Annotated in this window: 11 protein-coding genes and 1 pseudogene; 6 read left to right on the forward strand and 6 right to left on the reverse strand. The window is 61.1% G+C overall.

The window, feature by feature from the left end; translation table 11 throughout:
• Positions 1 to 82 precede the first annotated feature (82 nt).
• Genes arsC through arsH form a run of 3 tightly spaced genes read left to right on the forward strand, consistent with a single transcriptional unit; the run spans position 83 to position 2,337 of the window.
• Positions 83 to 514: an arsenate reductase (glutaredoxin) gene (arsC, locus tag FJQ54_RS04630; RefSeq protein WP_140927255.1), complete on the forward strand. Its 432-nt coding sequence runs from the start codon at positions 83 to 85 to the stop codon at positions 512 to 514.
• 6 nt (positions 515 to 520) lie between these two features.
• A complete protein-coding gene (arsB, locus tag FJQ54_RS04635; RefSeq protein WP_140927256.1) occupies positions 521 to 1,600 on the forward strand; it encodes an ACR3 family arsenite efflux transporter in 1,080 nt (359 codons plus the stop codon).
• Positions 1,597 to 2,337, forward strand: coding sequence for an arsenical resistance protein ArsH (gene arsH, locus FJQ54_RS04640; RefSeq protein ID WP_140927257.1), 741 nt, complete (start codon positions 1,597 to 1,599; stop codon positions 2,335 to 2,337). The genes arsB and arsH overlap by 4 nt, the downstream gene beginning before the upstream one ends.
• Before the next feature lie 364 nt (positions 2,338 to 2,701).
• On the opposite strand, the gene chrA is transcribed toward arsH, so the two are convergent.
• Positions 2,702 to 3,919 carry a chromate efflux transporter gene (chrA, locus tag FJQ54_RS04645; RefSeq protein ID WP_140927258.1) on the reverse strand — a complete coding sequence of 406 codons (1,218 nt, stop codon included), beginning with the start codon at positions 3,917 to 3,919 and terminating at the stop codon, positions 2,702 to 2,704.
• Entirely contained in the window at positions 3,916 to 4,752 is an 837-nt protein-coding gene (locus FJQ54_RS04650; protein ID WP_140927259.1) for a chromate resistance protein ChrB domain-containing protein, read from the reverse strand. Before FJQ54_RS04650 ends, chrA begins: the two co-directional genes overlap by 4 nt.
• A gap of 462 nt (positions 4,753 to 5,214) precedes the next feature.
• Here FJQ54_RS04650 and FJQ54_RS04655 point away from each other — a divergent pair, with 462 nt between their 5' ends.
• On the forward strand, positions 5,215 to 5,724 hold the full coding sequence (locus FJQ54_RS04655) for a MarR family winged helix-turn-helix transcriptional regulator (protein WP_140927260.1): 510 nt from the start codon (positions 5,215 to 5,217) through the stop codon (positions 5,722 to 5,724).
• A complete protein-coding gene (locus tag FJQ54_RS04660) occupies positions 5,721 to 6,956 on the forward strand; it encodes a serine hydrolase domain-containing protein (RefSeq protein WP_140927261.1) in 1,236 nt (411 codons plus the stop codon). The genes FJQ54_RS04655 and FJQ54_RS04660 overlap by 4 nt, the downstream gene beginning before the upstream one ends.
• Positions 6,957 to 7,191: 235 nt before the next feature.
• Here the strand turns inward: FJQ54_RS04660 and FJQ54_RS04665 are convergent, their stop codons facing one another.
• From FJQ54_RS04665 to FJQ54_RS04670, 3 genes are all read right to left on the reverse strand, one after another.
• Entirely contained in the window at positions 7,192 to 7,473 is a 282-nt protein-coding gene (locus FJQ54_RS04665; protein ID WP_235890314.1) for an Arm DNA-binding domain-containing protein, read from the reverse strand.
• Entirely contained in the window at positions 7,461 to 7,823 is a 363-nt protein-coding gene (locus FJQ54_RS17745) for an Arm DNA-binding domain-containing protein (RefSeq protein WP_235890315.1), read from the reverse strand. Before FJQ54_RS17745 ends, FJQ54_RS04665 begins: the two co-directional genes overlap by 13 nt.
• Before the next feature lie 119 nt (positions 7,824 to 7,942).
• Positions 7,943 to 9,130, reverse strand: a complete 1,188-nt coding sequence (locus tag FJQ54_RS04670; protein ID WP_140927262.1) for a Fic family protein — start codon at positions 9,128 to 9,130, stop codon at positions 7,943 to 7,945.
• 328 nt (positions 9,131 to 9,458) lie between these two features.
• On the opposite strand from FJQ54_RS04670, the pseudogene FJQ54_RS04675 reads away from it, so the two are divergent.
• Positions 9,459 to 10,332: pseudogene (locus FJQ54_RS04675) on the forward strand (IS3 family transposase); the annotation flags it as partial.
• Between the two features lie 74 nt (positions 10,333 to 10,406).
• Here FJQ54_RS04675 and FJQ54_RS04680 read toward each other — a convergent pair.
• A partial coding sequence (locus FJQ54_RS04680) for an integrase core domain-containing protein (protein WP_140927230.1) occupies positions 10,407 to 10,927 on the reverse strand: 521 nt, incomplete at its 5' end.

Consider the following 10,927-nt stretch of genomic DNA (forward strand, 5'->3'; position numbering starts at 1 on the left):
TCGTAAAGGACTGCTGCGCGGGAAGCCCGGAACTGTGCGCGCCGCTGATCTCCGAACTCGCCTGCTGCTGAGAGGCTCGCCAATGCCCACCGATATCATCGTCTATCACAACCCGGAGTGCGGAACTTCGCGCAACACGCTCGGCCTCATCCGCAACGCGGGGCTTGAGCCGCATGTCATCGAGTATCTGAAGACGCCGCCGTCGAGGGCGATGCTGGAAAGCCTGATCGAAAGGGCCGGCATTTCGCCCCGCGACCTGCTGCGGGAAAAGGGCACGCCCTATGCCAACCTCAATCTCGGCAACCCAGAGTTGACCAACACGCAGTTGATCGACGCCATGATGGCGCACCCGGTCCTCATCAACCGCCCGCTCGTCGTGTCACCATTGGGCGTCAAGCTCTGCCGTCCGTCCGAGGAAGTGCTCAGCTTGCTGCCAACGGCACAACAGGGCGCATTCACGAAGGAAGACGGCGAGCAGGTCATCGACGCCAGCGGCAAACGCGTGGGCGCCTGAAGACCCATGAACAGCCCCGCACGCCCACGCCTATCTTTCCTTGATCGATACCTGACGCTCTGGATATTCATCGCGATGGCAATCGGAGTTGGCCTCGGCGCGCTGTTCCCGAGCCTGCCCGCCGCCATCGACAGCTACAGCATCGGCACCACCAACCTGCCTATCGCGGTCGGGCTCATCCTGATGATGTATCCGCCGCTCGCCCGAGTCCGCTATGAGGAACTGCCTCTGGTGTTCCGCGACAAGCGCATCCTTGCCATCTCGCTCGTGCAGAACTGGATTATCGGTCCGGTGCTGATGTTCGCGCTCGCTGTCATCTTCCTGCGCGACCATCCCGAATACATGACCGGCCTGATCCTCATCGGCCTTGCCCGCTGCATCGCCATGGTGATCGTCTGGAACCAGCTGGCGAAGGGCGACAACCAGTATGTTGCGGCCTTGGTCGCGTTCAACTCGCTGTTCCAGATCCTGTTCTTCAGCGTCTACGCCTGGTTCTTCCTCATGTTCCTTCCGCCGCTGCTGGGGCTGGGAGGCAGCGTAATCAACGTCAGCTTCTGGACCATCGCACAGGCCGTCCTCATCTATCTCGGCGTCCCGTTTGCGGCAGGCTTCCTCACCCGGCGCCTGCTGGTCGCACGCAAGGGCGCCGACTGGTATGAACAGCGCTTCCTGCCAAAGATCGGCCCCGTCACTCTGCTGGCGCTGCTGTTTACCATCCTGGCCATGTTCAGCCTGAAGGGGCAGGACATCCTGACGTTGCCGGGCGACGCGATCCGCATCGCCATCCCGCTCGTCATCTACTTCGTTGTCCAGTTCCTCATCAGCTTCTGGATGGGGAAGCTGATCGAGGCGGATTATCCCCGCACCACGGCGGTGGCGTTCACGGCAGCCGGCAACAATTTTGAGCTGGCAATTGCCGTTGCCATCGCGGCCTTTGGCCTTGCATCGCCGGTCGCCTTCGCAGCCGTGATTGGCCCGCTGGTCGAGGTGCCGGTGCTGATCCTGTTGGTGAATGTTGCCTTCTGGCTGGGCCGCCGATGGTTTCCTGCCACCACGCCCAACGTTGCCACCAAGGATAATACATGAGCCGTTTGCGCACTCTTCCAGACCCCGAACATTTTCCGGCGCTGAGGCCCGAGTATCTGCATCGTCTACCTGCGCTGGATCTCGGCGAACTCGACCCGCCGCCGCGCATCCTGCTGCTCTACGGCTCGTTGCGGGATCGTTCTTTCTCGCGTTTGGCGACGGAGGAGGCTGCAAGGCTGTTGCAGCTGTTTGGTTGCGAGACGCGCATCTTCGACCCATCCGATCTCCCGCCGCCCGACCTGTTTCCTTACGACGACCATCCAGCAGTCCATGAACTACGCGAGCACTCGATCTGGTCAGAAGGGCAGGTTTGGTGCAGCCCTGAAAGGCACGGGCAGATCACCGGCATTATGAAGGCGCAGATCGACCATCTGCCACTGGCCATGAAGGGGGTTCGCCCAACGCAGGGCCGCACGCTCGCGGTGATGCAGGTCAATGCTGGCTCGCAGTCGTTCAACAGCGTGAACAGCCTGCGTATCCTTGGCCGCTGGATGCGTATGGTCACCATCCCCAACCAATCCAGCGTCGCCAAGGCCTATGACGAGTTCGACGACAACGGGCGCATGAAGCCGTCCAGTTACTACGACCGGATTGTCGATGTCATGGAGGAGCTGGTGCGGTTCACCGTTTTGCTACGTCCCCACACCGATCAACTGGTCGACCGATACTCCGAGCGCAAGGATCGGAACGAGCCGGTGGAGACGCCGGTTGAGTTTGCAGGATTGGTTCGTTCGTAGCCAGTTTGTTTCTGTCAGCCCTTTGATGGGGGCCGGCAGCACAACAAGTGTTTCCGGCCCTTTGCATTTCAAAAGCCCGCTTGCCACCTGCACTGCGCGCACGTGCACCAAGCCCATGATCGCTGCCCCCTTCCTGTGGCAGTTTTTAAGATTGCCCTGCTGGATGTCCATGGTCGGTGATTGGGCTCTAGGCAGCCCGTATGAAGCTGACCGCAAGCACTTGGCATCTTCGTCGAGAATGCTGAAATTGGCTGAGCTAAAGCGTCGCCGGCAAGCTGTCGTTCGTTCGGATCGCATAGCTTCGTTTGGTCTGGCCGAGTCAAAGCCAATTCTCTTTGAAATCCTGTCCAACTTGTCGGCGGGGTTACAGCCCGCGGCCCAGCAACAGCACTCCCACGACGGCGCCCAGCGCTACGACGGCAAGGGGCACGAGCCGGTGCTTCCAGCGGTACAGAAGCAACAGCGCGGCGGCGAGGATGGCGATACTCACGGGCAGGCTGCTCGACGCCTCGACCGCAGACCGGCCAAGGCTGACAAGAGTGACTGCGATCACCCCCACCACGCCCGCCGCTATGCCGGCCAGAAAATGCTGGAGACGATCATCGTCCACCACGGCCTCCAGCCGCTCATAGAACAGAAGCGAGAAGGCGAACGCGGGAAGGAACATGCCTGCAGTGATCGCCAGAGCGCCCCACAGCCCACCACTGACCCAGCCCACGAAGGTGGCGAATATCACCAGCGGGGCGGGCAGGATTCCCGAAAGGCCCAGGCCATCCAGGAATTGCGCATCAGTCATCCAGCCGCGCGAAACGGTGTCGTTGCGGATGAAGGGAATGGCCGTGTAGGCGCCGCCAAAAGTCAGCAGCCCACCCTTCAGGCCGGACCAGAACAGCGCCAGCGGCGTTGGCTGGGCGGCGGTCGCGGCATCGGTCGCCGCCGCTGTGTCGTGCAGGAGCACGCCCAGCCCCGCCGCCGCCAGCACTATCGTAAGGGCCAGCCAGTTCCTGCCATTGGAGACAGCCGCATAGGCGAAACCGGCAGCCGGCAGGACAATCCAGAAACTGACGCCGGCAAGAGACGCGGCCGCCGCGAGCAAAGTGGCCGCCCAGAGCCAGCGATCCGATAATATATGCTCGCCTATCCGGTGCACGGCACGGATGATCAGCGCGATCACCGCCGCCTGCACGCCCATGAAAAGCGCCCCGAGCGCGGTGCCTGCAATGTGCAGTTCCGTATAGGCGTAGGCCAGCGCCAGCATCAGCAGCAGGCCCGGCAGCAGGAAGCCAAGCCCGGCCAGGATACCGCCGATCCGTCCCTTGGCCCGTATCCCCATATGCACGCACAGCTCATGCGCTTCCGGCCCGGGCAGCACCTGCATCACCGCGATCAGGCGATTGAAGTGGGCGCTGGAAATCCAATGCTCTTCCTCGACCAGCTCGCGGCGGATCATGGCGATCTGCGCCACCGGGCCTCCAAAGGCCATCGCCCCGAATTTCAGGAACCGCCAGAACAGCGCGGAGTAGCCAATGTCAGGCGGCAGAGGATCGGATGTGGGGGCCAGCGGCTCGGCCGACGGCTTCATGGCCGTGGCTTTGCGCGGGTGGCGGCGGGTTGGTGCGATACCCAGTCATGGGTTTCAGTGGTGGCGTCGCGGCTCCAGCGATAGAGAGCGTCGTACACGAGCATGCCGGCTTCGAGCTGTCCGTGATCGTCATCGAACAGGCGCGACAGTCCAAGCGAGATGGCCAGCAAGCCAGCGGCTTCCGGCGCCAGGCCCGGCTGCCCGGTATCAGCCCCGCGAACGATGATGGCGAGGCGTGCCAAGGCGTCGAACCCTGCCAGCCCAAGCCCGTGGAGGAGGGCATCGAAGCTGCAATCGTCCCCGGCATGGCTCCAGCGAACGCCGTCACCTTCGATATCGAACGGCTCCGCACCAAGCCGGCTGGCAACGCCCAGAACATCGGAAGGCGGGACGAAGAGAAAGGCGGCCAGCGGATCGACAAAGCGACGGATCAGCCATGGGCAGGCGATGCGATCGACCTTTGGTCGCGCCCGGGTAACCCAGAGCGTCCGCCCCATTGCGTCGCGCGGCGGCAGCGCGCCGGCCGGGATGCGCGGCAAGCCGGCATCGGCCCAGCCGGTCAGCCCAGCTTCCAGCACTTCGGCCGCAATGCCGCGCTGGCGCAACAGGGCAGCGACGGACTGGCTGTGCGCCCCGCCGTCGGCGCAGGCAACGACCACACGTCGCGTTGCAGGCAGATCGGCATCGGCCAGCGGGAACGGGATGGATCCGGGGATCAATTGCCAGTCCGAAAGACCTTCGGACGGTGTGCGGACATCCAGGATCAGGGGCGCCGTCGGAAGTCCGATCAGGCGCAACAGCTTTTCGGCGGCAATCACATTTGGTGCGGGCATGCGCGTCCTCTGCCAAGATCAGGACGCGATACATCGGCTCGAAGCCTCATGGGGAGATCGCTGGCCCCATGGCCGATGATTTGCCCTGCTTTTGCCGATTGTCAATGCCTGCCTTCAGACTCGAACGATGAGCTGAGCCGCTGGGGGAAACCGCAATTTCGCTACAACACCGCCGGCCTGGCGGTCGTAACCCACAGAACACGTTGCCGCTATACAGCCGTGAAAGGGCGCCGAGATTCGCCGACATTGCTGACATTGAAGTTCTCAAACCAACTTGCCGTTGGCTGTCGTCCGTTCAACAATCCGCAACGTTGGTGTCTGGGCGCAATCGACTAGGCAGCTTTAGACGCAGCTTGCTGCAAGCCGCCACGCGCTCGGAGCGCGGGTGTGGGGCTAGGGATCCTTGCGTCGGAATATACGCAACATATTGCGCAAGTAATTGCATATCTCTATCACACGCCGATGACACGGCGAGAATTCTACAACACCGCCATTGTTCAGAAGGCCTACACAGCCAAGAAACTGCTGGATCTGGCCTTTCTGATTCAGAGCCAGGTGACCGAAGTTTATACCCACAAAGGGATGATCTTCCCTGTGAGCTGCTCGTCCACACTGCTCTACCTTGGCAAGTGCGGACCGGCTTCCGTGACGGAAGTGGCGCGTGTGCTGCAGCATCCGCACCAGACCGTTGCACAGCATCTCGCCACGCTCACCCGGCTCCACATCATCGACAAGCGAGCCGACGAAGCTGACCGACGTCGCATCGAATATTTCCTGACGGATGTCGGCAAGGCCCAGGCGACTCTCCTCGACCAATACAACGTCGAGGCTGCGGAGGTTTTCGAGAGACTGAACCGGGATATCGGCACCGATCTCGGCGATGTCCTCGATATCGGCATTTCCTCTCTCAAGAAACGCAGCATGGCGGATCGCTTCTGGGATCTGTTTGAACTGGGGTCCGCACAATCATGAAAAGGGCGCTCTATGTCCTCCTGGCCATGTCGCTGGCTGTCGTCGTCTATTGGCTGGTCGCGCCACGGCAGACGACCGTTTCGGACCAAGCGCCGGATTTCGACAGCTTCGTCGCAGCGCTGATGGAGGAAGGGGCCATTCCCGGAATGGCCATTGCAGTGGTGAAGGACCGCGAGATAGTACACCTGCGGGGCTATGGCTTTGCGGATGTGTCGTCACGCACGCCGATGACGCCCGACACTCCCATGAACATTGCCTCCATCAGCAAGCCCATCCTCGGGATCGTGCTGTTGCAGTTGTACGACAAGGGACTGCTGGACCTTGATGCCGACATCAATCCGCTGCTACCCTTCAGCGTGAAAAATCCCCATGCCAGCGGGGAGCCGATTTCCATCCGCCAGCTGGCAACGCATACGTCTGGAATCGCCGACTATTATGATACGGCGGATTATCAGCCGGGCGCGGATTCGCCCACAAAGCTCAACGACTATCTGCGAGGCCTCCTGTCCCCCGAAGGCGCGCGATATGCAGACGGCGCCCATTATCTGGATGCGAAGCCCGGAACGCTACGCGAATACAGCAATCCTGGCGCCGGTGTGGCGGGTGCCGTGGCCGAGGCCGCTGGCGGTGCGCCGCTGGCTGCTCTGGCGAAGGCCAATGTGTTCGAGCCGCTGGGGATGGCCAACAGCTCCTGGCTGATTGATGACTATCCCGCTGGCAAGCTGGCGACGCGATATGAGGTCTCCCAATGTCTTCCCTACACAGACGTCTGTGCCAGCAGCGTTGAGCCCAAGCTCAATTTCCTGATCGGCAAGCTGTTCCGGCCGACCGAGGCGGACCGTGGGCTGAGTGCTTATCCCCAGTTCGGGAATCCCAACTATCCCGACGGCGGCGTGAACTCGTCGGCACGCGATCTGGCGCTTCTGGCGCAAAGCCTTTTGGCGCAGGGAAAAACCGGTAGCGGTGCACTGCTGTCCCGTGCCTCATTTGAAGAGATGCTGAAGCTGCAGCTGCCGCCCGACATCGACGACCGGCAAAGATTTTTCTGGCGCGACCGCGACGGCCTGACCGGTCATTCGGGATCGGACAAGGGTGTCTACACCAGTTTCTATTTCGACCCCGAGGAGGGCGATGCCATCATTGTGCTGATGAATCGCACGCCTGACCTCAAGACCGAGGATGCAATGGCCAGTGTGCTGAAGCGGGCCCGGACCGACTTCTGGGACAACTGACACCGGCCGGTCGTATCCATCATCGAGTTGTCCAAAGCGCCCGTTTGTCCGCATCAGTGGGTGGCAAATTCAAGAACCAGTGAGTGTGGCGTCCAACGGACCGCAGGCGCTGACATTCCGGACGTTCAAGATCAGGCACGGCGATCCTGATATCTGCCGTTGTCTGGCGGGAATTGAGAAGGCTCCCCGCTGGGGCGGGAGTTGAGATGTCAGATTTCTGTGCGCTCTGATAGCGTCAGCGCATCGTCAATATCGACGCAAGATAGCGCACTGCATTTTCGATCCTGCTGTGGCCAAGCAGGCAATACTCGTCGCAGATGGCCTTGAACGTGTCGGCGGCCTGAAGACCTGCACGAACCTTGTCGCGCTGCTTTTCGCGCGAGGGGTCTTTTCCAAGGGCGATCAGTTCGCGCGCCTCCTCCCGGTGCCGGCGGGCCTCGCCAAACCCAATCTCGGGATAGGCTCCGATGGTCAGCAGTTTCTCGCGCCCATCAACGCGATACTTCAGCCGCCACAATTTGCCCCGGCAGCCGTGACCAACAGGAACAGGCCTCCGCCGTCGGCAAGCTTTTTCGCTTCCGCGCCAGTTTTCACATTTCGAATTAAGACATCTGTCAGGGCCAGAATATTTCCCAGCCTTTCCAGGGCGTAAACCCCAAGATACCCCCAACCGTGTGGGTATCGAATCGGCCGCGCTGCAGGATACCCCCAATCATACCCCCAAAGAGGCTGATTTGGCACGAGCACAGATGGACGCCGGCGGCCAACTGCGCCAAGAAATACCTTATATTTGAAAAGCCTGCCCAGACATACGCAGACGTCGATGGACAGGCGGTTGGAGCGGGTGAAGGGAATCCAATATTTCACTCAAAATATTGATATTTAATTCATAAATTTTTCATTCTCTTCCCGTGGCCCCCAATAGGGCCCCAATATTTTTCGCATTGCTGTGGATATTTTGGGACTTCCTGGAAACGGGAAACGCATTAAGTCCGACCCGAATTCGTGTTCTCGAGTTCGGTGCCAATCCGAAGCAGGTCGACATAGGCGCCATAGGCAAAGCTGCGATCCCGGCGCCTGCCGGTTGTTTCGATGAGAACCTCCGCTGACACCAGCGCCTCAATCGCGCGTATCGCGGTTGGCTTGCTGATCCCAAGCAAGGTCATGGCTGACGCGACCGTGACGATAGGATGGCTGGGCAGTTCCTCAAACAGTCTGACAGCCGATACTGAAGCACTGTCACTCGCCAACAGCCGAGCGCGGTCTTGGCCGATGACAGCGAATATCTCCCGCGCCGATGCGACCGCCTCGTCGGCAATCGTCGTCACACCGTCGAGAAAGAAGTCGGTCCAACCCTCCCAATCGCCTTGGGTCCGGACGGCATCGAGCCGCCGGTAATATTCAGCGCGATGACGCTTGAAGAACAGGCTGAGGTAAAGCGACGGCGCGCGGAGCAAACCCCAATGCTGGAGCAGCACCGAAATCAGCAATCGGCCTATGCGCCCGTTGCCATCGAGATAGGGATGGATCGTCTCAAACTGCACATGCACCAGCCCGGCGCGGATGAGCGGGGGCAGTTCGTCATCGGCATGGATGTACTTTTCGAGTGCGCTGAGCAATTCGGGCAGATGTGTCGGCGGCGGGGGAACGAATGCCGCATTGCCCGGCCTGCTGCCCCCGATCCAGTTCTGGCTGCGCCGTACTTCGCCCGGCTGCTTGGTCGCGCCTCTCACGCCGTCCATCAATCGGCGATGCGCGTCATTCAGGAGTCGCATGGAAATCGGGATGCCTGAGGGGTTCGCCAACTGCTGTTGAACATGGTTCAAAGCGTCCAGATAGTTGCAGACCTCTTCCACGTCGGCGTCAGGTGCATTGGCCCCATTCGCTTCGAAGCTCAGCAGGTCGAGAAGCGTCGCCTGTGTCCCCTCTATTTGGGATGAGACGACAGCTTCTTTGCGAACGAATCCGTAGAGGAACCAGTCGAGCGACGGCACCATTTCGGTCGCCAGGTCGAGCCGCACCAAGGCTTGCTCGGCTGCCGTTAGCCGACTGCCGAGCGTCTTGGACATCGCAAAAGTGGGATCGCGTGGCGGCAAGGCGTATGGCAGGAAAGCGGGGACATCTTCCCCGCCCGCCACCACATTTTCATACGTACCCGTTTTTCGCTTCGTCATGACAGCCTGCCATTCGGTCGGGAGATAGGAACGCCATCGTGCCGTTCTTAAGCCATTAATATCGATATCGTGACCAACTGATTTCGAAAGTCAACTATTCGTTACTAATGGGGGCCTTGGTGATGTAGAGGTGGTCATGTGGAACATTCGCTATCTCGATAAACCAATCAATTGGGTGGTGAAGCGTAAGCCTATGGAAAATTGCTCGGAAATAGGAATTCGTCGCCAATATTTCAGGCATTCCAGACCTTCATCGCATCGTAGTGACGTGCTCCCCTGAAATGTGACCGATTCTGAGTAGAGTCCGACGCGAAGGAGTCGGATGAAGATGAAGCGCAGCAGGTTCAGCGAAGAGCAGATCATCGCGATCTTGAAGGAGCAGGAGGCTGGGATGGCGACGGCGGATGTGTGCCGCCGCCATGGGGTCAGTTCGGCGACGTTCTACAAGTGGAAGTCGAAGTATGGTGGCCTGGAGGTGTCGGAGGCCCGGCGCCTGCGCACGCTTGAGGAAGAGAACAGCCGGCTGAAGAAGCTTCTGGCCGAAGCGATGCTCGACAACGTGGTGCTGAAGGATCTGGCATCAAAAAAATGGTGACGCCCGGCGCTAAGCGGGATGCCGTCGCCCATGCCCGTGAGCATCACGGCTTGAGCGAGCGTCGGGCGTGCAACCTGGTCGGCGTGAGCCGGCGGGTGATCCGGTATCGATCGACGCGGCCAGACGATGGCCCGCTACGGCAACGGCTGCGCGAGCTGGCGGCCGAACGTCGCCGGTTCGGCTACCGGCGCCTCGGCTATCTGCTGGCGCGAGAGGGCATGACGCCGAACCACAAGAAGCTGCTGCGGGTCTATCGCGAGGAGAACCTGCGGGTGCGTCGTCGCGGTGGCCGCAAACGCGCCCTGGGCACGCGGGCGCCGCTGGTGCTGCCGGATGGGCCGAACCAGCGTTGGTCGCTGGACTTCGTCTCCGACACCCTGACGTGCAGCCGGCGGTTCCGCATCCTGTGCGTGGTCGACGACTACACGCGGGAATGCCTGGCGCTTGTGGCAGACACGTCGCTGTCGGGCGTGCGGGTCGCGCGGGAGTTGACGCGGCTGATCGGGATGCGCGGCAAGCCGCATACGGTGGTCAGCGACAACGGCACCGAGCTGACCTCGTCGGCCATCCTGCGCTGGTCGCAGGAGCGGCAAGGGTCGAGTGGCATTGTCAGTCGTCAGAACATTTGGCGCAACTCGCGGCGTAAATTAGCGGAGTGCGGGCCTCGTCTGGGGGTTGATGTTACGCGGCGAGCTTGCGGTGCTGCAAGCGCCGATGTTCGATGGTCTGTCGCTTGATCCTTTCACGCTGTTGGATGATCGCCGGAGCCCTGCCGAAGTAGGCGTCGGCGGGCGTCACATTGTTCAGGCTCTCGTGGTAACGCTGGTGGTTGTAGTGCTCGACGAAGGCTTGGATCTGGGACTCAAGGTCGCCGGGCAGGAAGTAATTTTCCAGCAGGATGCGGTTCTTCAGGGTTTGGTGCCAGCGTTCGATTTTGCCCTGGGTCTGGGGATGCATCGGAGCGCCGCGTACATGGCTCATCTTCTGCGCATCGATGTATTCCGCCAGTTCGCCGGCGATGTAGCTGGGGCCGTTATCGCTGAGCAGCCTGGGCTTGTGCAGCACCGTGGCGCTGTCGCAGCCCGAGGCCTTGAGCGCGAGGTCCAGCGTGTCGGTGACATCCTCGGCCCGCATGTTGGTGCACAGCTTCCATGCAATGATGTAGCGAGAGAAGTCGTCGAGCACGGTCGACAGGTACATCC

The organism is Sandaracinobacter neustonicus (assembly GCF_006385875.1).
In the GTDB taxonomy this organism is placed as follows: Bacteria; Pseudomonadota; Alphaproteobacteria; order Sphingomonadales; family Sphingomonadaceae; genus Sandaracinobacteroides; species Sandaracinobacteroides neustonicus.

Coding starts and splice junctions, on each gene's coding strand:
- arsC (WP_140927255.1), top strand. CDS start 83: ATGCCCACCGATATCATCGTCTATCACAACCCGGAGTGCGGAACTTCG.
- arsB (WP_140927256.1), top strand. CDS start 521: ATGAACAGCCCCGCACGCCCACGCCTATCTTTCCTTGATCGATACCTG.
- arsH (WP_140927257.1), top strand. CDS start 1,597: ATGAGCCGTTTGCGCACTCTTCCAGACCCCGAACATTTTCCGGCGCTG.
- chrA (WP_140927258.1), bottom strand. CDS start 3,919: ATGAAGCCGTCGGCCGAGCCGCTGGCCCCCACATCCGATCCTCTGCCG.
- FJQ54_RS04650 (WP_140927259.1), bottom strand. CDS start 4,752: ATGCCCGCACCAAATGTGATTGCCGCCGAAAAGCTGTTGCGCCTGATC.
- FJQ54_RS04655 (WP_140927260.1), top strand. CDS start 5,215: ATGACACGGCGAGAATTCTACAACACCGCCATTGTTCAGAAGGCCTAC.
- FJQ54_RS04660 (WP_140927261.1), top strand. CDS start 5,721: ATGAAAAGGGCGCTCTATGTCCTCCTGGCCATGTCGCTGGCTGTCGTC.
- FJQ54_RS04670 (WP_140927262.1), bottom strand. CDS start 9,130: ATGACGAAGCGAAAAACGGGTACGTATGAAAATGTGGTGGCGGGCGGG.